The 18,629-nt window shown below is 66.6% G+C and carries 19 protein-coding genes and 1 pseudogene; 11 read left to right on the top strand and 9 right to left on the bottom strand.

The genetic code is table 11. The features are described 5' to 3' along the window. Positions 1-54 precede the first annotated feature (54 nt). From rpsB to IEW19_RS00600, 6 genes are all read left to right on the top strand, one after another. The gene (gene rpsB, locus IEW19_RS00625; RefSeq protein WP_188569755.1) at positions 55-933 is read left to right on the top strand and encodes a 30S ribosomal protein S2; all 879 of its coding nucleotides are present in this window, start codon (positions 55-57) and stop codon (positions 931-933) included. 124 nt (positions 934-1,057) lie between these two features. Continuing rightward, positions 1,058-1,894 carry a translation elongation factor Ts gene (tsf, locus tag IEW19_RS00620; protein WP_141161028.1) on the top strand — a complete coding sequence of 279 codons (837 nt, stop codon included), beginning with the start codon at positions 1,058-1,060 and terminating at the stop codon, positions 1,892-1,894. A 133-nt stretch (positions 1,895-2,027) separates the two neighbouring features. Continuing rightward, entirely contained in the window at positions 2,028-2,765 is a 738-nt protein-coding gene (gene pyrH, locus IEW19_RS00615) for a UMP kinase (protein WP_188569754.1), read from the top strand. A 130-nt stretch (positions 2,766-2,895) separates the two neighbouring features. Beyond that, positions 2,896-3,453, top strand: coding sequence for a ribosome recycling factor (gene frr, locus IEW19_RS00610; protein WP_188569753.1), 558 nt, complete (start codon positions 2,896-2,898; stop codon positions 3,451-3,453). Beyond that, positions 3,453-4,373, top strand: coding sequence for a phosphatidate cytidylyltransferase (locus IEW19_RS00605; RefSeq protein ID WP_188569752.1), 921 nt, complete (start codon positions 3,453-3,455; stop codon positions 4,371-4,373). Before frr ends, IEW19_RS00605 begins: the two co-directional genes overlap by 1 nt. Before the next feature lie 119 nt (positions 4,374-4,492). Continuing rightward, on the top strand, positions 4,493-5,077 hold the full coding sequence (locus IEW19_RS00600; RefSeq protein ID WP_188569751.1) for a DivIVA domain-containing protein: 585 nt from the start codon (positions 4,493-4,495) through the stop codon (positions 5,075-5,077). A 461-nt stretch (positions 5,078-5,538) separates the two neighbouring features. Here the strand turns inward: IEW19_RS00600 and IEW19_RS00590 are convergent, their stop codons facing one another. Genes IEW19_RS00590 through IEW19_RS00575 form a run of 4 tightly spaced genes read right to left on the bottom strand, consistent with a single transcriptional unit; the run spans position 5,539 to position 9,339 of the window. After that, a complete protein-coding gene (locus IEW19_RS00590; RefSeq protein ID WP_188569750.1) occupies positions 5,539-7,005 on the bottom strand; it encodes a sodium/solute symporter in 1,467 nt (488 codons plus the stop codon). Between the two features lie 34 nt (positions 7,006-7,039). After that, positions 7,040-7,411 (bottom strand): DUF485 domain-containing protein, encoded by a 372-nt coding sequence (locus tag IEW19_RS00585; RefSeq protein WP_188569749.1) that lies wholly within the window; start codon positions 7,409-7,411, stop codon positions 7,040-7,042. Beyond that, positions 7,408-8,124, bottom strand: a complete 717-nt coding sequence (locus tag IEW19_RS00580) for a LytR/AlgR family response regulator transcription factor (RefSeq protein ID WP_188569748.1) — start codon at positions 8,122-8,124, stop codon at positions 7,408-7,410. The genes IEW19_RS00585 and IEW19_RS00580 overlap by 4 nt, the downstream gene beginning before the upstream one ends. A 33-nt stretch (positions 8,125-8,157) precedes the next feature. Beyond that, complete coding sequence (locus tag IEW19_RS00575; RefSeq protein ID WP_188569747.1) at positions 8,158-9,339, bottom strand: sensor histidine kinase; 1,182 nt, start codon at positions 9,337-9,339, stop codon at positions 8,158-8,160. Positions 9,340-9,558: 219 nt separating this feature from the next. On the opposite strand from IEW19_RS00575, the pseudogene IEW19_RS00570 reads away from it, so the two are divergent. Next, positions 9,559-9,930, top strand: a pseudogene (locus tag IEW19_RS00570) (DUF485 domain-containing protein); the annotation flags it as partial. 65 nt (positions 9,931-9,995) lie between these two features. Further along, positions 9,996-11,612 carry a monocarboxylic acid transporter gene (locus tag IEW19_RS00565; protein ID WP_188569746.1) on the top strand — a complete coding sequence of 539 codons (1,617 nt, stop codon included), beginning with the start codon at positions 9,996-9,998 and terminating at the stop codon, positions 11,610-11,612. 119 nt (positions 11,613-11,731) lie between these two features. On the opposite strand, the gene IEW19_RS00560 is transcribed toward IEW19_RS00565, so the two are convergent. The 4 genes from IEW19_RS00560 to IEW19_RS00545 all read right to left on the bottom strand — a co-directional run bounded on the left by IEW19_RS00560 (position 11,732) and on the right by IEW19_RS00545 (position 14,166). Further along, positions 11,732-12,397, bottom strand: a complete 666-nt coding sequence (locus IEW19_RS00560; RefSeq protein ID WP_229748230.1) for a hypothetical protein — start codon at positions 12,395-12,397, stop codon at positions 11,732-11,734. Between the two features lies 1 nt (position 12,398). Beyond that, the gene (locus tag IEW19_RS00555; RefSeq protein WP_188569745.1) at positions 12,399-12,803 is read right to left on the bottom strand and encodes a DUF4383 domain-containing protein; all 405 of its coding nucleotides are present in this window, start codon (positions 12,801-12,803) and stop codon (positions 12,399-12,401) included. A gap of 170 nt (positions 12,804-12,973) precedes the next feature. After that, positions 12,974-13,519, bottom strand: a complete 546-nt coding sequence (locus IEW19_RS00550; RefSeq protein WP_229748229.1) for a hypothetical protein — start codon at positions 13,517-13,519, stop codon at positions 12,974-12,976. Positions 13,520-13,692: 173 nt separating this feature from the next. Then, positions 13,693-14,166, bottom strand: coding sequence for an Lrp/AsnC family transcriptional regulator (locus IEW19_RS00545; protein WP_188569744.1), 474 nt, complete (start codon positions 14,164-14,166; stop codon positions 13,693-13,695). 193 nt (positions 14,167-14,359) lie between these two features. Here IEW19_RS00545 and pdhA point away from each other — a divergent pair, with 193 nt between their 5' ends. Genes pdhA through IEW19_RS00530 form a run of 3 tightly spaced genes read left to right on the top strand, consistent with a single transcriptional unit; the run spans position 14,360 to position 17,912 of the window. Next, on the top strand, positions 14,360-15,529 hold the full coding sequence (gene pdhA, locus IEW19_RS00540) for a pyruvate dehydrogenase (acetyl-transferring) E1 component subunit alpha (protein ID WP_188569743.1): 1,170 nt from the start codon (positions 14,360-14,362) through the stop codon (positions 15,527-15,529). Then, entirely contained in the window at positions 15,529-16,539 is a 1,011-nt protein-coding gene (locus tag IEW19_RS00535) for an alpha-ketoacid dehydrogenase subunit beta (RefSeq protein ID WP_188569742.1), read from the top strand. The genes pdhA and IEW19_RS00535 overlap by 1 nt, the downstream gene beginning before the upstream one ends. Further along, the gene (locus IEW19_RS00530; RefSeq protein WP_188569741.1) at positions 16,536-17,912 is read left to right on the top strand and encodes a dihydrolipoamide acetyltransferase family protein; all 1,377 of its coding nucleotides are present in this window, start codon (positions 16,536-16,538) and stop codon (positions 17,910-17,912) included. Before IEW19_RS00535 ends, IEW19_RS00530 begins: the two co-directional genes overlap by 4 nt. 14 nt (positions 17,913-17,926) lie before the next feature. Here the strand turns inward: IEW19_RS00530 and IEW19_RS00525 are convergent, their stop codons facing one another. Then, positions 17,927-18,574 carry an SACE_7040 family transcriptional regulator gene (locus IEW19_RS00525; protein ID WP_188569740.1) on the bottom strand — a complete coding sequence of 216 codons (648 nt, stop codon included), beginning with the start codon at positions 18,572-18,574 and terminating at the stop codon, positions 17,927-17,929. Between the last annotated feature and the right edge of the window lie 55 nt (positions 18,575-18,629).

Raw genomic sequence — 18,629 nt, 5'->3', positions numbered from 1 at the left:
AGAGGCCTCCGGGTTTTCTCATGAATGACCTGCCGGAAAATAAGGAGCGTCGGAATGCCCGTCGTAACCATGCGCCAGCTGCTTGACAGCGGCGTCCACTTTGGACACCAGACCCGCCGTTGGAACCCGAAGATGAAGCGCTTCATCTTCACCGAGCGCAACGGCATCTACATCATCGACCTTCAGCAGTCGCTGTCCTACATCGACCGTGCCTACGAGTTCGTCAAGGCCACTGTTGCCCACGGCGGCACCGTGCTCTTCGTCGGCACCAAGAAGCAGGCCCAGGAAGCAATTGCCGAGCAGGCAACCCGCGTCGGCCAGCCTTACGTCAACCAGCGTTGGCTCGGCGGTATGCTGACCAACTTCCAGACGGTTGCCAAGCGTATCCAGCGCATGAAAGAGCTCGAAGAGATCGACTTCGACGACGTCGCCGGTTCCGCTTACACGAAGAAGGAACTGCTGCTCCTCAAGCGCGAGCTCACCAAGCTTGAGTCCAACCTGGGCGGTATCCGCAACCTGACCAAGGCTCCGTCCCTGCTGTGGGTTGTTGACACCAAGAAGGAACACCTCGCCGTTGACGAGGCCAAGAAGCTGAACATCCCGGTTGTGGCCATCCTGGACACCAACTGTGATCCGGACGAAGTCGACTTCCCGATCCCGGGCAACGACGACGCCATCCGCTCCGTGAACCTCCTGACCCGCGTTGTTGCCGACGCCGTTGCCGAAGGCCTGATCGCCCGCAACAGCCGCGGCACGGGCGCCACCGAAGCTCCGGAAGAGCCGCTGGCCGAGTGGGAGCGCGAGCTCCTCGAAGGCAGCAAGGCAGAAGCCGCTGCCGCTCCGGCAGCTGAGGAAGCACCGGCTGCTGAGGAAGCTCCGGCCGCTGCCGAGGCTCCCGCAGCCGAAGCTCCGGCTGCAGACGACGCCAAGTAATACAAGTAAATCCGGATTCTCCGGCGCCCCCCGGCGCCGGAGCTGCTGACAGGACGGCGGCCCCCGTGGGCTGCTGTCCTGTCGGTCCGTACACCACCACACATTTCTAGACAGAGGGGTTCACATGGCGAACTACACTGCCGCGGACATCAAGGCCCTGCGCGAGCGCACCGGCGCCGGCATGATGGACGTCAAGAAGGCTCTTGACGAAGCCAACGGTGACGCCGAGAAGGCCATCGAGATCATCCGCATCAAGGGCCTCAAGGGCGCTACCAAGCGTGAAGGCCGCTCCACCGCCGAAGGCCTCGTGGCCGCCAAGGTCAGCAATGGCGTCGGCGTCATGATCGAGGTCAACTGCGAAACCGACTTCGTTGCCAAGGCTGACAAGTTCATCCAGCTGGCCGACAAGGTCCTGGCCGTCGCAGTCGAGTCCGGCGCAGCCGACCTCGAGACCCTGCTGGCCACCGACGTCGACGGCAAGCCGCTGTCCGAGGTCGTCGTCGAAGAGGGCGCCATCCTGGGCGAGAAGGTTGTTGTCCGCCGCATCTCCCGCGTTGAGGGTGCAACGGTCGACGCTTACCTGCACAAGACCTCCAAGGACCTCCCGGCCCAGGTGGGCGTGCTGTTCGCGGTCGACGGTGAAGGCGAAGCCGCCACCGCTGCGGCACACGATGTCGCCGTCCACATCGCTGCCATGGCTCCGAACTACCTCACCCGCGAGGACGTTCCGGCCGAGCTCGTCGAGTCCGAGCGCCGCATCGCCGAAGAGACCGCCAAGGCGGAGGGCAAGCCCGAAGCTGCCCTCACCAAGATTGTGGAAGGCCGCGTGACGGGCTTCTACAAGGGCGAGGTCCTGGTTGACCAGGCATTCGCCAAGGACGCCAAGAAGTCCGTGGCACAGGTCCTCGAAGAGGCCGGTGTCAAGGGAACCGCGTTCACGCGTTTCCGCGTCGGCTCCTAGTCGAAATTGCAAGGGGTGGCCACTTCGGTGGCCGCCCCTTTTGCATGCGCGCAGTCCACTTGGAGCGCGACCGGTTCCAACCACCGGATCCGGCAGGATACCCTTTTTTCAGAATCACCAACGGGAAGGCATCATGGAAGCCGTCAACACTGTCACGCATTCAGAGAAGGGCCGGCGGCGGGTCCTCCTGAAGCTCTCCGGCGAGGTCTTCGGCGGCGGGAAGCTGGGTGTCGACCCCGAAACCGTCCGCAATGTCGCCAAGCAGATCGCCGCCGCCGTCCCCGAGGTTGAGGTGGCCATCGTGGTAGGTGGCGGCAACTTCTTCCGCGGCGCCGAACTGTCCCAGAGCGGCATGGACCGCTCCCGCGCCGACTACATGGGCATGCTGGGAACCGTCATGAACTGCCTCGCGCTGCAGGATTTCCTTGAGCAGGCAGGGGTGGAGACCCGCGTCCAGAGTGCCATCACCATGGGCCAGGTGGCCGAGGCCTACATCCCGCGGCGCGCCATCCGCCACATGGAAAAGGGCCGGGTTGTCATCTTTGGCGCCGGTGCCGGCCTGCCGTACTTCTCCACCGACACAGTGGCCGCCCAGCGGGCGCTGGAAGTCCACGCCGACGTGGTCCTCATGGCCAAGAGCGGGGTGGACGCCGTCTACACAGCGGACCCGAAGAAGGACCCCACTGCAGAACGCCTGGAGACCCTTAGCTACGACGATGCACTGCGCCGCGACATCCGCGTCATGGACCAGACGGCCATGACCATGTGCAAGGACAACGACCTCTCCATGGTGGTCTTCGGCATGGAGGGCGAAGGCAACGTCACCCGCGCCATCCTTGGCGAGAAGCTGGGCACGCTGGTCACCGCCTAGCTGCGGCTAGGATGATTTCAGGACAATTCCGGCCCTGCCCCTCCCGGCGGGGCCGGAGACAGCAACAAAGGAACCACGTGAGTGCAGGGAACCGGGGCCCCGGACTGCACCAGAACCGTCAGGAGAGACCGTGATCGAAGAAACCTTGCTCGAAGCCGAAGAAAAGATGGACAAGGCGGTTGAGGTAGCCAAGGAAGACTTCGCTTCCGTCCGCACCGGCCGCGCCAACCCCGGCCTGTACAACAAGGTGCTGGTGGACTACTACGGCTCGCCCACGCCGCTGCAGCAGTTGGCCTCCTTTGCCATCCCGGACGCCCGCACCATCCTGATCACCCCGTTCGACAAAACCGCCCTGCGGGACATCGAGCGGGCCCTGAGCGATTCCGAGGTCGGTGCCAACCCGTCCAACGACGGCAACGTCATCAGGATCACCATTCCTGAACTGACCAAGGAACGCCGCAAGGAATACGTCAAGATCGTCAAGACCAAGGGTGAGGACGCCAAGGTCTCCATCCGGAACATCCGCCGCAAGGCCAAGGAAACCCTGGACCGGCTGGTCAAGGACGGCGAGGCCGGCGAGGACGAGGGCAGCCGCGCCGAAAAGGAACTGGACGGCCTGACGAAGGCCCACGTGGACGGCATCGACGAGCTGCTCAAGCGCAAGGAAGCAGAGCTGCTCGAAGTCTGATGGGCCAGGCAGATCAGGCCCCGGCTTCACGGGCGCGGGCACGGGGGAAGCGGCCCAGGAGCAATCCGACGCCAAAGGCCGGGCGGAACCTGCCCGCCGCCGTCGTGGTGGGCCTGGCCATGCTGTTCGCCGTCCTGGGCGGGCTGCTGTTCCTCCCGCTGGCTTTCGTAGCCGTTGTCACCGCCTTTGCGGTCTTTGGCGTGTGGGAGATCTACCGCGCGCTGGAAGCCAACGGCACCAGGATGCCCATCGTGCCGGTCATGACGGGGACTTTGGCCTTACCCTTCGCCGCCTACTTCGGCGGCATCGAGAGCCAGCTGTTTGCCTTGCTGCTCAGCGCCGTGGCGGTCCTGCTGTGGCGGTCGATTGAGAGTGCCGCCGGATCCGCCAACAGTATCTTCGCCGGCGTCTTCACCCTGGGGTGGGTACCGTTCTTCATCAGCTTTGCCGCCCTTCCGCTGCACGCGGCCGGGACGACCCCGCTGGGGCTTTGGCCGGGCGGCATGGCACCCATCGGAGCGTGGGAAATTGCCGTCATGCTGCTGCTGGTGGTCTCCAACGACACTTTCGGCTACCTGGTGGGTGCATCGATCGGGAAGCACCCCATGGCGCCGAAAATCAGCCCCAAGAAGTCCTGGGAGGGCTTTGCGGGCTCGGTTGCGGGCGCCATGCTGATCGGCGTCCTGGCAGCCCTCTTCGTGCTGGACAAGCCGTGGTGGGTAGGCGTGGTGCTGGCTGTAGGCACCGTGGCTGCGTCCACCGCCGGTGACCTCGCCGAGTCCATGGTCAAGCGCGAACTGGGCGTCAAGGACATGAGCAGCATCCTGCCAGGCCACGGGGGAGTGATGGACAGGCTGGACTCCATCGTGTTCGCCTCACCGGTGGCCTTCATCCTGTACGGCCTTGTGGCTGCCGCATGACCACTCCGGCCCGGCGTATCCGGGCATCTGACACAAACAGGACCCGGGCGGCCGTACCAGCCCCGGCACCCTAAACTGGTGCCGAAGCACTACGGCTGAAGAGCATTGAAGGAATCGAAGTGGCATTGGACATTCATCGGCAGATCCCTGCGTCCTTTGAGCGCGTGCAGCGCAGTGAGTACGGGTACAACGCCAAGCAGGTGGACCAGTTCCTGCAACGGGCACGGGTCTCCCTGGAGACACCTGAAGCCTCCACCGAGCCCGTCAAGAGTGCCGACGTCAGGGCCGTGTCCTTCGACCCCGTCAAGGGCGGCTACGCCGCCGGCGTCGTGGACGCCGCACTGGACCGGCTCGAGGACGCCTTCGCCCGCCGGGAGCGGGATGAGCTGATTGCAGCGCGTGGCGAGGAAGCCTGGCTGCGCGAAATCGGTAACCTCTCCGGCATCCTGCGCGGAAGGCTGCACCGGCCCGACGGGGACCGCTTCCGCCGGCCCGCGAAAAAGAACGCCCGCAGCTACAACACGAACGACGTCGATCGGCTGTGCCGCGAGCTCGTCGCCTACCTCGAGCAGGACAAGCCGTTGAGCGTGGACAGCGTGCGCCGCGCAGTCTTCCGTCCGGAGGTTGGCCGTGATGGCTACGAGGAATCACAGGTGGACGCGTTCCTGGACCGCGTGGTCGAGTTGATGGCGGCCATCGACTGACGCGCCACTGCCGCAGGGGCGTTCAGTCCCTTGCCGGTGGCGTGGGGGAGAGCGGCGTAAAACGGCGCCACAGATCGCGGTAGCCTCGCCCCGTGTGCACGACGGACGCAGCGAAAAATCCCGCTCGGCAGCCACCTGGCTCAAGCTGCCCCTTATGCCGAAGAAGTAGTAGGTGCCTGGAACCCGCCTCGTCGTCGTGGTTCGCCGCCATCAGGAAAAATGCCACGCCTGGGTCAAGGTCCACGTAGGCGGCCCGCAGCCTGTTCATGGCGGGTGACGTACATGAGGTCCTCGTAGGCCACGTTCATCACGCGGAGCTGGGTCAGGAGCCCGTGCTGCGCGATGCGAGCAGGCCCCAGTGCTCCGTGGCGAGCAGTTGCGCCCGGACGGAGGGAGGAACCGCGCCTTGCCGGTGGGACGTGCCGCCGTCCTCGATGGACATGGCGTTATTGTCCTCCCGATCACCGTTCGGTTGCCAGCGGCCGCTCGGGGGTGTGCAGGCGGGTCATGATCCGCGGCATGGTGCCGGGAATGCGGTGTTGCGTGGCGCGGGAGACAATGACCATCACGGCGAAGGCGGCAGGCACGCTCCAGGCTGCAGGCTGAGCCAGCCAGGCCGGTGTCGGGCCCGAAGCGGGCAGGGCGCCCACGATCATCGCACCGCCGCAGAGGACACCGCCGGTCACCATGCCGGCGATGGCTCCGGCGTCCGTAAGGCCGCGCCACCAGATGCCCAGCAGCAGGACCGGGCACACGGTGGAGGCGGTGAACGCGAAGACCAGCCCAACGCTGCCGGCCAGCGCCAGCGAGCCGGTCATGAAGGCGAAGCCCAAAGGGACGACGGCGGAGACGACGGCGGCGAGCCGGAATCCGCGGACACTTCCGCCCAGGACGTCCTGGCTGATGACACCGGCCAGGGACACCACTAAACCCGAGGTTGTGGACAGGAACGCGGCGAACGCCCCGGCCACCACCAGTGCGGTGAGCAGGTCGCCCGGCATCCCGCCGACAAGCTGGCCCGGCAGCCGCAGGACCATGGCGTCCGGCTGACCGGAGCGGGCCAGGTCCGGCGCGAACATCCGCGCCACCAGGCCGTACGCAGTGGGGAAGAGGTAGAACACGGACAGCAGCCCGAGAACGATCAGCGTGGTGCGCCGGGCGGAGTGCCCGTCCGGGTTGGTGTAGAAGCGCACCAGCACGTGGGGCAGGCCCAGGGTGCCGAACAGCAGTGCCACCAGCAGGGAAACGTTCTGGTACAGCCCCGCCGGTGCCAAGCCCGTAGGGTTGACCGCGGGCGGGGACTGCGGCTCCGTGCCGTGGCCGGCCAGCACGAAGATGATGAACAGGATGGGCACGGCCAGGGCTGTCAACTTGAGCCAGTACTGGAACGCCTGGACAAAGGTGATGGACCGCATTCCGCCCGCCACCACCGTGAGGCACACCACCACCACAACGGCCACCGACCCCACCCAGGACGGCAGGCCCGTGGCGATGTGGATGGTGAGGGCGGCGCCGTGCAGTTGCGGCACGATGTACAGCCATCCCACCATCACCACCACCAGGCTGGTGACCCGCCGGACCGTCTGCGAAGCGAGCCGGGACTCGGTGAAGTCCGGGATGGTGTAGGCTCCCGAGCGGCGCAGCGGGGCGGCGACGAAGAGCAGCAGCATCAGGTAGCCCGCGGTGTATCCCACGGGGAACCAGAGCGCATCCGTCCCGGACAACAGGATGAGTCCGGCTACGCCCAGGAAGCTGGCGGCGGAAAGGTACTCGCCGCCGATCGCCGATGCGTTCCACCAGGGCCGCACGGTCCGCGAAGCAACGTAGAAATCCCCGGTGGTGCGTGAGATCCGCAGTCCGTAGAACCCGATGATGGCCGTGGCGAGGGACACCACCGCGACGGCCGTGATGGCGATTCCGGCATTCATCCGCGCCCCACCGGTCCGCTCCGTGTTTCCGCGTTCACTGTTCACCGGCCAGGTCCCGGTACCGCGCCTCGTTGCGCGCGGCAGTCCTGACGTACAGCCAGGCGCTCAACCCGATCACCGGGTAGATTCCGACGCCCAGCAGGAGCCAACCGAAGGGGATGCCGGCGATCCGGGTATCGTCCAGGCCGGGAGCCATCACCAGGATCAACGGGAAAGCTGCGAGGATCAGCAGGAAGCCGCCCGCCACCACCAGGGCAAGCCGCAGCTGGGACCTGATCAGCGATCGGACGAACACCTGACCCACTTCGGAGTCCTGCGCGGCTTCGCGCGACTCGAGCGGGCGCTGCCCGCCGCGCACCGGAGTGCGGGGGGAGGCGTGCGGGGCCGTGACGCGGACGCGGGTCATGCGTGCGGCCTGATCCTGGTGGCCTCCAGCTTCTCCCGCACGATCGGCAGGTGGCGCCGGCTGATGGGCAGGCCGGCACCGGCCACCGTCACGCGCGGCCCATCGGCCGCCAGCTTCATCGAGGACACATGCTTCAGCGCCACCAGGTAGGAGCGGTGGGTGCGGATGAACCCGGCATCAGCCCATTGCTGTTCAAGGTCGGCAAGCGGCACCCGTATGAGGTAGCTTGCGTCGGCGGTGTGCAGCCGGGCGTAGTCCCCCTGGGCCTGGACATAGGTGACGTCGTCCCGGCGGATCATCCTGGTGGTACCGCCCTGGTCAACGGTGATCATCTCCGCTGCCGCACCGCCGTCGCGCAGTTCGCTGATCCGTCCCACGGAACGGGCCAGGCGCTCCGCGCGCACGGGTTTGAGCAGGTAATCCACGGCCGCGAGTTCGAACGCCGCCAAGGCGTGGTCCTCGTCGGCGGTGACAAAGACAACGGCCGGGGGATTGCTGCTCCGCGCAATGGCACCGGCGATGTCCAGGCCGGACACGGCGGGCATGTGGATGTCCAGGAAGACGGCGTCGATGCTGCCGGCGGACAGGGCCGTGAGTGCTTCAGCGCCGGACGTGGCCCGCAGCACCTTTCCGATGCGATCGTCCCTGCCCAGCAGGAAGGCCAGTTCCTCAACGGCGGGCAGCTCATCATCAACGACGAGGACGTTAATCATGCTCCTAGGGTACTTCCAGCGGAACGGGCCGCCTTACGCATCGTGCCCGGGCTGGGACTTTGGCACCCGCATGGTGATCAACGTTCCCTCGCCCGGCGCAGTTTCGACCACCAGCCCGTGATCGTTGCCGTACACCTGCCGGAGCCGCGCGTCCACGTTCCGCAGCCCCACGTGGTCCCCGTCGGTGTGCCCGGCGAGCATGGACCGGAGCTGCTCCGGATCCATCCCCACGCCGTCGTCCTCAATGGTCACCTCGGCGAATGCCCCTGCGTCCTCGGCCTTGATGCTGATGTGCCCGGGACCCTCCTTGGCCTCGAGCCCGTGCCGGACGGCGTTCTCCACCAGGGGCTGGAGGCTGAGGAAGGGTATGACGGTGCTGAGCACCTCGGGTGCGACGCGCAGGCTGACCTGCACGCGCTCGCCGAACCGGGCACGCTCCAGGAGCAGGTAGCGGTCGATGCAGCGAAGCTCCTCGGCAAGGGTGGTGAAGTCGCCGTGCCTCCTGAAGGAGTAGCGGGTGAAATCCGCAAATTCCACCACCAGCTCCCGGGCCCGCTCCGGATCGGTGTTGATGAAGGACGCAATGGCGTTGAGCGAGTTGTAAATGAAGTGCGGGCTGATCTGCGCCCGCAGCGCCCGGACTTCCGCTTCCATCAGCAGCGTCCGGGATGCGTCCAGCTCGGCGAGTTCCACCTGCACCGCCACCCAGTCGGCCACTTCCCCCGTTGCCCTGACCAGGCCTGCCCCCGCGGAAGGAGCGAAAGCAGCCACGGCACCCACCACGCGGGTCCCGGCCCGTACCGGGGCGATGACGCCGGCAAGGCGGCCGCCGGTTCCGTCTTCGCCCGCGGAGAGGACGGCTGTGCGGCCCGATCCAAGGACCCCGGCGGCAAGGTCCATTAACCGCGGCCTGATGTCCTCGCCGCTGCCGTCCCAGGCGAGTAGGCCGGAGGTGTCCGTAATCGCCAGGGCATCGCAGGCGAGCAAGGCCCGCAGCTGGCGGCTGGCCTTTGCGGCGCCGGCCGGATTCAGGCCGCGGCGCAGGTGCTGCCCCGCCTGGGATGCGGCGTGGAGCGCGTGGTAGGTGGCGCGCTCGGCATCAGTGCCCAGCTCCCTGAAGGAACGGAGCACCTTCAGGCCCACGCCGACGACGACGGCAATGGCCATGGCGATCACCGCCACGGCCGCGGCGGTGAGGAGGGGGGAGTCCGGCATGGTGCCCAGCGTAGCCGCGGGTGCCGTTTGCCGCAGCATCGCGACCGTTGAGCGACAGTGGGCCGCCAACTGCTGGAATGCGGTGGCCGGCGGACGCAGAGTGATTGTTGTCACATCTGCGGTACTCCTGTGCGGTGCTGCTGGTCAGTGTCACTGGCCGGCGACGCCGACCCAGGACCTGCCGCTGGGTGTGTTCCGGCAACTCAATGAGGAGGAACGATGGGTAACGAGGCCCATACTCCGGACGCAGCGGCGTCCGTGGACTTTGAACAAGTCCAGTCGACCGGGCAGTTCCAGGAATTGCGCAAGCGTCACCGCAGCTTTGTCTTCCCCATGGCAGTGGCCTTCCTGCTGTGGTACTTCGCCTACGTCCTGCTCGCCGACTACGCGGTGGGATTCATGTCCACCAAGGTCTGGGGCAACATCAACATCGGCCTGATCCTGGGCCTGCTCCAGTTCGTCTCGACGTTCGCCATCACCGGCTGGTACGTGCACTACTCGAACAAGCGGCTGGACCCCGTCGCCTCGGAAATCAGGCACGAGATCGAGGGGCACGAATTCGACAAGAACGGAAACCGGGTGGGCGGAGCCACTAACAACGGAAACCGAGTGGGCGGAGCCAATAAAGACGGAAACCGAGTGGGCGGAGCCAACAAATGATCGCAATTCCCGCTGCGGTGGATGTCGCCGCCCTCAAGGACACCACCCTCCTGAATATGGGCATCTTCGGCCTGTTCGTAGCAGTGACCATGGTGATCGTGTTCCGCGCCAGCCGGAACAACAAGACCGCCGCCGACTACTACGCCGCAGGGCGCTCGTTCACCGGCTCCCAGAACGGCACCGCCATCGCCGGCGACTACCTGTCGGCAGCATCCTTCCTGGGCATCACCGGAGCCATCGCCATCAACGGCTACGACGGGTTCATGTACTCCATCGGCTTCCTGGTGGCCTGGCTCGTGGCGCTGCTGCTGGTGGCTGAACTGCTGCGCAACACCGGCAAGTTCACCATGGCGGACGTGCTGTCCTTCCGGCTGAAGCAGCGCCCGGTCCGGATCGCCGCGGCCATCTCCACCCTCGCCGTCTGCTTCTTCTACCTCCTGGCCCAGATGGCCGGCGCAGGCAGCCTGATCTCCCTGCTGCTCGGCATCAGCGACTGGGGCGGACAAGCCCTGGTGATCATCGTCGTCGGTGCACTCATGATCATGTACGTCCTGATCGGCGGCATGAAGGGAACCACTTGGGTCCAGATCATCAAAGCCATGCTGCTGATCGCCGGCGCCGCCGTTATGACCCTGTGGGTCCTGGGCATCTACGGCTTCAACCTCTCGGCACTGCTGGGCGGTGCTGTGGAGACCGCCAACAACCCCGCGGTCCTGAACCCCGGCCTGCAGTACGGCAAGTCGGACACGTCCAAGCTGGACTTCATGTCCCTGGGCCTGGCCCTGGTGCTCGGCACCGCGGCCCTGCCACACGTGCTGATGCGCTTCTACACGGTTCCCACCGCCAAGGAAGCCCGCAAGTCCGTGGTCTGGTCCATCTGGCTGATCGGCATCTTCTACCTGTTCACCCTGGTCCTCGGCTACGGTGCCGCGGCCCTCGTGGGCGCCGACACCATCAAGGGCGCCCCAGGCGGCGTGAACTCCGCCGCACCGCTGCTGGCCTTCTACCTGGGCGGTCCGCTGCTGCTCGGCTTCATCTCGGCGGTCGCGTTCGCAACCATCCTTGCGGTGGTTGCTGGCCTGACCATCACGGCCGCGGCATCCTTTGCGCATGACATCTACGCAAACGTCATCGCCAAGGGCAAGGCCGACGCCGCCACTGAAGTACGGGTGGCCCGGCGCACCGTTGTGGTCATCGGCATCCTGGCCATCCTGGGCGGCATCTTCGCCAACGGCCAGAATGTGGCCTTCCTGGTGGCGCTGGCATTCGCCGTCGCCGCTTCGGCCAACCTCCCCACCATCCTCTACTCGCTGTTCTGGCGGAAGTTCACCACCCAGGGCGCGCTATGGAGCATGTACGGCGGCTTGGCTTCAGCTGTCCTGCTCATCGTGTTCTCCCCGGTGGTTTCGGGGGCCAAGACCTCGATGATTCCGGGCGCCAACTTCGCCCTCTTCCCGCTCAGCAACCCGGGCATCGTGTCCATCCCGCTGGCCTTCTTCCTTGGCTGGCTGGGCACCACCCTCGACAAGAGGCGGGAGGATGCGGCCAAGCAGGCCGAAATGGAAGTCCGCTCGCTGACGGGCATCGGAGCCGAGAAGGCCGTGGACCACTAACAGCGGACCGCTAAAAACACGCCGGCATGTTCCGGCAGCAACGTGAAGAGCCTCCTGCCGCAGACCCGCGGCATGGAGGCTCTTTCGTTGGGCCAATATGTTCCCGTTGCGGGAGTGGTTCAGTGTCGATGGTGGCCGTCCGGCGCCACGTTGCCATGCCCACCGTGCGGCACGGCGTACTGGCCAGCCGTGGAAGCGGCGAGTCCCGGCGTCGTTATTCCTGCCACCAGGACGGCGCCGGCGAAAGCTCCCAGCAGAAGCCTGCCCGGCCGCGCACCTGTCGATGCCGCCGCCGGTCCTTGGCCTGGCTGCTGCCGTTCACTTTCCTGCCGAGCCCCGGCCCGCCGCAGCCATCCCAGCGACGCGATAATCATCAGGGTGAGCAGCAGCGCCGAAAGCTGCGTGAGGTAAAGCCCGGGACGCCCGGGGGCCGCGAAGGCTATGGCGGCCAGATGGGCCGCGGCGGCAGCTGCCAGAACGTATCGCGCGGCCCCGCCGCCCGGCAGCCGGTCCCGGGCCAGGAACACCACGGAACCCGCCAGCAGGGCGGTCCCCCAGAGGCCGGCCAACGCACCGAAGGCCAACAGCTCCGGTCCCGTGGCACCGGCCGCTGCCGCGAAGAAGCTGGACGAGAGGGCCAGGTTGACCGTTCCCGCACCAAAGCCGGCGAACCCTGCGACCAGGCGGGTGGCAGCGGCAGCGGGAGGCAGGGCTGCTTCCGGGAACACCGCCTGGTCCTGGGGTACGGCCAGCTTCCGGGACACCGTTCGTCGGAGGGCTGCCATGCTAGGCCCGTGCGGCGGCAGGAGACTTATCCAGCGACAGGCCCACGCCGAGGAGAAGCACCGCACTGGCGAGGTGGAGGACGTTGTCAGCACCGTTCAGGGCGATGATGTTCAGGGACGAGTCCAGCAGGAACAGCCCCACGATGCCCACCAGGAGGTATACGCCGCCCACCGTGGCGTTCACCGTGCGCGCCGTGTCCGTCCCGCGAAGCCCCGCGAAGAGCAAGGCGGCGCCGATGGCCAGGTGGATGACATTGTGCAGCGGGTTGACTTCGAAGATGATGAGGTTCGCGCCTTCCGTGGCGACGAAACCGACGCCGGACGTGACGGCGAAGCCCAGGATGCCCACCAGCAGGTAGACGGCTCCGAATATGGTGGCGACGAGGCGGTTGGGTGAGTTGCGCATGGACCGAATCCTTCCGTTAAGGCGGGTGGATCTTCCCGCCGGCGTTGGGGTCCTGGCAGGACCCTCGGAAGCGATTCGGACCATCGTCGGGGGCGGATGGGTGAAAGGATCAGCACCCTTTCCACTGTTGTCTCCGCAAGAAGGCCCCCGCGTCCCAGCTGGGGCCGCGGCTAAGTTGCGGGCCGCAGCTTGATGTTGGTCATCCGCAACTGGTCCTTGCCCTCGAAGCGGTACGCGAGGTCCACCTTCTTGCCGGTGCAGCTGATCTCGCCGACCACCTCCGCCGACTTCACCCCGTTTTCCGCTGCCACCTTGGGGTTGTTGTAGGCGGGCTGGCAGGAGCTGTCCATCTCCAGGCTCCTCACCCCGGAGATGAAAGCCTCCTTGGACAGCTGCTTCTGCAGCGCGGGATCGAGGTATTGGTCGTATGCGCGGGACGTGTCACCGGCGATCACCTTCTTGGTGAAGTCGTCGGCAAGGCCTTTGGCCTGGTTGGTGGCACTGCCCACCACGTTCACCAGGATTACGACGCCGAGGATCACAAGGAGCAGCACGCCGCCGATGCTGCCAAGGACGATCCACAGCTTCCGCCGGCTCCGCTGCCGGGGCGGTTCCCCCGGCAGGCCGAACGGGGCGGGCCGCTCCGGCAGAGGGGGAACCTGCTGTGGCGGGTAGCCCGCCTGGCCCTGCCGGTATGGTTCCTGGGGACTGCTCAAGGGGGGCCTTTCGGAACAGGCGCTCGGCGCCGAACAACTGAACCCGGGCTTCTCCCGGCCCGGCGCATGACTGCAACCAGCCTATAGCCCTGCCCGCCGGCGTCGTACTTAATGCGGGTGCGCCTTCAACGCAGGACCGTCAATGCGCCGCGCCAAAGGTTCCGGCGCCGCTGCTATGCGCCCTCGGAGCCCCGCTCCAGCAGGGGCTGGACGCGGAAGGGGATCAGTTCACCCATTGCCAGCGCCGTGTCCGCACGCTCTACGCCGTCGCACGCCAGGATCTTGCCGTTGATGCGGAAGAGGTCCTCCGCGTCCCGTGCCACCACGCGCAGCAGCAGGTCCGCAGATCCAGTCAGCCCGTACCCCTCCAGGACCTCCGGGATGGCAGCGATCTCCTCCGCCAGCCGCCCAAGTTTCTGCTGCTGGACGTGTACGGAAATAAAGGCCATGAGCGGATACCCCAGGGCCACTGGATTGATGCGCCGCTCAAAGGACATGAAGACGTGCTGCTTTTCCAGCTGTGCCATGCGCGCCTGCACCGTATTGCGGGACAGGCCGAGCTTTTGCGCGAGGGCCACCACGGTGCGGCGCGGGTCCTGCGCCAGCGCCGACAGCAGTCGGGTGTCAGTGCCATCCAAAGCTCGCATAATGCGCAACGCTAGCACGGTTCGGGACTGCCACGCAGGGCATTTTGCTCAATAAGGGACGCAGTGGTTGTACCCCATGGGCATTGTGAGTAGGGTCACAGTATCTGGGGCAATGACGCCCGGAAGGCCGGTGGCGGCAGGGGCCAAAAGTCCGAAAACCACGGGTCAACGACGTACGAAGGTTGCGGCAATCGTGTCTACAGACGAAACGGGCCATGGCGGCGCAAAGACCCCCGAAAGCGCAGGAAACCCCGGTGGAACCGGGCAGGACCTCCTCCAGCTGATCACCCCGTCGGGTGAGCGCATCAGCCACCCGGAGTTTGATTTCTGGGTCAGGGACATCACCGACGAGCAATTATGTTCCCTCTTTGAGGACATGACCGTCATCCGCCGCATCGATGTTGAGGCCACCGCCCTGCAGCGGCAGGGTGAGCTGGCCCTGTGGCCCCCGCTCCTGGGCCAGGAAGCAGCCCAGATCGGGTCCGGAAGGTCATTGCGCCCGGACGACTTTGTCTTCTCCAGCTATCGCGAGAACGGCGTGGCGTACTGCCGGGGCGTGGACCTGACCGACCTCCTCCGGGTGTGGCGCGGCAACGCCTCGGGCGGCTGGGACCCGGACAGCATCAACATGGCAACCCCGCAGATCATCATCGGCGCCCAGACCCTGCATGCCACCGGCTATGCAATGGGGATCCAGAATGACGGCGCCGATGCCGTGGCCGTCACCTACTTCGGCGACGGTGCCACCAGCGAGGGCGACGTCAACGAGGCCATGGTGTTCGCCGCCAGCTTCCAGGCCCCGGTGGTGTTCTTCTGCACCAACAACCACTGGGCCATCTCCGAACCCGTGCGCCTGCAATCGCACATCCAGCTCGCGGACAGGGCCACCGGTTTCGGCATCCCCGGCATGCGGGTGGACGGCAATGATGTCCTGGCGGTCATGGCCGCCACCCGGCTGGCCCTGGACCGGGCGCGGCGCGGCGGTGGCCCCACTTTCATCGAAGCGGTCAGCTACCGCATGGGCCCGCACACCACCGCGGACGATCCCACCCGGTACCGGGACGCCAACGAGCTGGAGGACTGGGCCGCGAAGGACCCCATCTCCCGGTTGGCCGGACTGCTGGAGCGGAAGGGGCTCCTGACCCCGGAACTGCAGCAGCAGGTCAAGGACAAGGCCGACGCCGTCGCATCCGGGATGCGCCGCGGATGCACCACCATGCCGGACCCCCGGCCCATGGACATCTTCAAGCACGTCTACAGCACGCCCAATTCCTGGCTGGAACGCCAGCAGGACCATTACGCCCGTTACCTGGCCTCCTTCGGCGACCCCGCGGATGCCGTTTCAGAGGAAGGTGCACGCTGATGACCCAGTTGACCTTTGCCCGTGCCATTAATGCCGGGCTGCGGAAGTCCCTGGAAGACGACTCCAAGGTGGTCCTCCTCGGCGAGGACATTGGCGCGCTCGGCGGCGTGTTCCGGGTGACGGACGGCCTGCAAAAGGACTTCGGCACGCACCGGGTGGTGGACACCCCGCTGGCGGAATCCGCCATCGTGGGGACCGCCGTCGGCCTGGCCTACCGGGGCTACCGGCCGGTGGTGGAAATCCAGTTTGACGGATTCATTTACCCGGCGTTCGACCAGATCGTCAGCCAGGTGGCAAAGCTGCATTACCGCACCCGCGGAGCCGTCAAGATGCCCATCACCATCAGGGTCCCGTTCGGCGGCGGTATTGGCTCACCGGAGCACCACTCCGAGTCCCCGGAAGCCTACTTCACCCATACCTCCGGGCTGCGGGTGGTGACCGTCGCCAACCCCCAGGACGCCTACACGGTCATCCAGCAGGCCATCGCCTGCGACGATCCCGTCCTCTACTTCGAACCCAAGCGCCGCTACCACGACAAAGGCGAGGTGGACGAGTCCGTGGATCAGCGTTCCGCGCTGCCCATGGACAAGGCCCGGGTACTGACCGCCGGCAGCGACGTCACCCTGGTGGCCTACGGTCCCCTGGTCAAGACAGCGCTGGACGCCGCCTCCGCCGCTGCTGACGAGGGCATCTCCATTGAGGTCATCGACCTTCGCTCGCTGGCCCCCGTGGACTACGCGCCTGTGGAGGATTCGGTCCGGAAGACCGGTCGCCTGGTGGTGACGCACGAGGCCGGACAGTCCGGCGGGCTGGGCGCGGAGGTGGCGGCCAGCATCACCGAGCGGTGCTTCTACCACCTTGAGGCCGCCCCGGTCCGGGTCACCGGGTTCGACATTCCCTACCCGTACTCCAAGCTGGAAATGCACCACCTGCCGGGCCTGGACCGCATCCTGGACGGCGTGGACCGTGCCTTGGGCCGCCCCAATTCCCTGACCGGGCTGGAAGGATGAGCGCCACCATGATCAAGGAATTCCGGCTCCCGGACCTGGGCGAGGGGCTTACAGAGTCCGAAATCCTCAGCTGGAAAGTGGCCGTTGGCGACACCGTCAGCCTGAACCAGGTCATCGCGGAAGTGGAAACCGCCAAGGCGGTAGTGGAGCTTCCGTCGCCGTTCGCCGGGGTCATCAAGGAACTCCACGAACAACCCGGTTCCGTCGTGGAGGTGGGCAAGCCGATCGTCTCCTTTGAGGTAGCTGACGACGCCGGCGCGTCACCCTCGACGCCATCAGGCGCGTTGCCTGCCAAGGCGGGGGAGTCCGTGGTGGAAACGCCGAAAAGGGAACCGAACCTGGTGGGGTACGGCGCCGTCGTCGAGGGCTCCGGCCGGCCGGCGCGCCGGCGCCGGAACTTTGCCCCGGCGGTCGAACCCGTCGAAACCCAGACCGCCGCGGCGGCTGAGCCCGCCGAAACCCAGCCTGCCGAAAACACGGTCGAGCGCCCCCGGTCCACGCCCCCTGTCCGCAAGCTGGCCAGGGACCTGGGGTTGGATCTGGCACGTGTGCCCGGCACTGGTCCCGGTGGGTTGATCACGCGCGAAGACGTCCAGGAGTTCGCCGGGCATGCGGGGGAACCTGCCACCCAGGCGTCTGAGGAGCCTGTATCGACTGGAACCAGACCGGGGGAGCGGGAGACCCGGACCCCCATCAAGGGCGTGCGCAAACATACCGCGGCGGCCATGGTGCAGAGTGCCTTCACTGCGCCGCACGCCACCGAGTTCCTCACCGTGGATGTCACGCCCAGCCTTGAGCTGCTGGCAAGGCTCAAGAACAGCAGGGAGTTCGCCGGCATTAAGCTCACGCCCCTGACCCTCGCCGCCAAGGCAGTCCTTATTGCCCTGCACCGGAACCCGGCATTGAATTCCCGCTGGGACGAAGAAAACCAGGAAATCGTCACCTTCAACTACGTGAACCTGGGCATCGCCGCTGCCACGCCACGCGGGCTCACCGTCCCCAACATCAAGGACGCCGACGCCCTCCCGCTGACGCAGTTGGCCCAGGCGCTCACGGCGCTCGCCGAAACCGCCCGGGCAGGCAAGACAACCCCCGCCGACCTGTCCGGCGGCACCATCTCCATCACCAACATCGGCGTCTTCGGCATCGATGCCGGCACTCCCATCCTCAACCCGGGCGAGGCGGCGATCCTCGGCCTCGGCGCGGTCCGCACCCTGCCATGGGAATACCGGGGTGAGGTGGCACTGCGCCAGGTGCTCACGCTGAGCCTGTCCTTCGACCACCGCCTGGTGGACGGCGAGCAGGGCTCGCGGTTCCTGGCCGACGTCGGAGCCATCCTGGCTGAACCGGGCATGGTGCTCACCATGGTCTAGCGGCCCGCCCAGGATCAGGGAGCGGGGGCGCTGTCCACCATCAGGGCCGCAAGCGCCATCCGTTCCAGGAGGGGGCGGGCAACCCCGGCCGCCATCCGCCTGCCGTGGCTGCGCACCGAATGCGGTGTGGAATTGATGAGGCCAAACGTGGCGTGGGCACGCATCCGCAGCTCAGCCGCATCGGTTCCCGGGTGGACCTTGGCCAGGATGTCCACCCACACCTCCACGTAGCTGCGCTGCAGGGTGCGCACCGCCAACTGGTCCTGCTCCGAAAGGTTGCTGAAGTCCCGGTCCTGCACCCGGATCACGTCCGGCTTGCCGAGTGCAAAGTCCACCTGGAACTCCACCAGTTGCCGCAGTGCAGCCAGGGGGTCGGCGGTGCGCGCCACCACCTCGCGCCCGCCGTCCAGCAGCTCCTGGCTCACCGTCACCAGCAGGTCGGCGAGGACTGCCTGCTTGCCCGGAAAATGGCGGTACACCGCGGGCCCGCTTACGCCTGCCGCTGCGCCAAGGTCCTCCAGCGAAACCCGGTTGAAGCCGTTGAGGGCGAACAGCGAGGCCGCGGCCGACAGCAAAGCGTGCCGGCGGTCCTCCTTGGCCTTGCCGCGCTGCGTTCTCGGGGCCTGGGCGGTAGGGACCGGCTGGACTGTATTGCTGGACACTTTTCCTCCTCGGACCGACGCAGAGTCTAGCAAGGCGGCGGCGTGTTGGACATCA

Source organism: Arthrobacter liuii, assembly GCF_014639275.1.
GTDB classification, from domain to species: Bacteria; Actinomycetota; Actinomycetes; order Actinomycetales; family Micrococcaceae; genus Arthrobacter; species Arthrobacter liuii.
The sequence above is the reverse complement of the archived record's forward strand: the minus strand, read 5'-3'. Positions and strand labels throughout refer to the sequence as shown.

Bases quoted from the DNA above. Each gene is read 5' to 3' on its own strand.
- rpsB (WP_188569755.1), top strand. From the start codon at position 55: ATGCCCGTCGTAACCATGCGCCAGCTGCTTGACAGCGGCGTCCACTTT.
- tsf (WP_141161028.1), top strand. From the start codon at position 1,058: ATGGCGAACTACACTGCCGCGGACATCAAGGCCCTGCGCGAGCGCACC.
- pyrH (WP_188569754.1), top strand. From the start codon at position 2,028: ATGGAAGCCGTCAACACTGTCACGCATTCAGAGAAGGGCCGGCGGCGG.
- IEW19_RS00605 (WP_188569752.1), top strand. From the start codon at position 3,453: ATGGGCCAGGCAGATCAGGCCCCGGCTTCACGGGCGCGGGCACGGGGG.
- IEW19_RS00590 (WP_188569750.1), bottom strand. From the start codon at position 7,005: ATGAATGCCGGAATCGCCATCACGGCCGTCGCGGTGGTGTCCCTCGCC.
- IEW19_RS00585 (WP_188569749.1), bottom strand. From the start codon at position 7,411: ATGACCCGCGTCCGCGTCACGGCCCCGCACGCCTCCCCCCGCACTCCG.
- IEW19_RS00580 (WP_188569748.1), bottom strand. From the start codon at position 8,124: ATGATTAACGTCCTCGTCGTTGATGATGAGCTGCCCGCCGTTGAGGAA.
- IEW19_RS00575 (WP_188569747.1), bottom strand. From the start codon at position 9,339: ATGCCGGACTCCCCCCTCCTCACCGCCGCGGCCGTGGCGGTGATCGCC.
- IEW19_RS00565 (WP_188569746.1), top strand. From the start codon at position 9,996: ATGATCGCAATTCCCGCTGCGGTGGATGTCGCCGCCCTCAAGGACACC.
- IEW19_RS00560 (WP_229748230.1), bottom strand. From the start codon at position 12,397: ATGGCAGCCCTCCGACGAACGGTGTCCCGGAAGCTGGCCGTACCCCAG.
- IEW19_RS00555 (WP_188569745.1), bottom strand. From the start codon at position 12,803: ATGCGCAACTCACCCAACCGCCTCGTCGCCACCATATTCGGAGCCGTC.
- IEW19_RS00545 (WP_188569744.1), bottom strand. From the start codon at position 14,166: ATGCGAGCTTTGGATGGCACTGACACCCGACTGCTGTCGGCGCTGGCG.
- IEW19_RS00535 (WP_188569742.1), top strand. From the start codon at position 15,529: ATGACCCAGTTGACCTTTGCCCGTGCCATTAATGCCGGGCTGCGGAAG.
- IEW19_RS00530 (WP_188569741.1), top strand. From the start codon at position 16,536: ATGAGCGCCACCATGATCAAGGAATTCCGGCTCCCGGACCTGGGCGAG.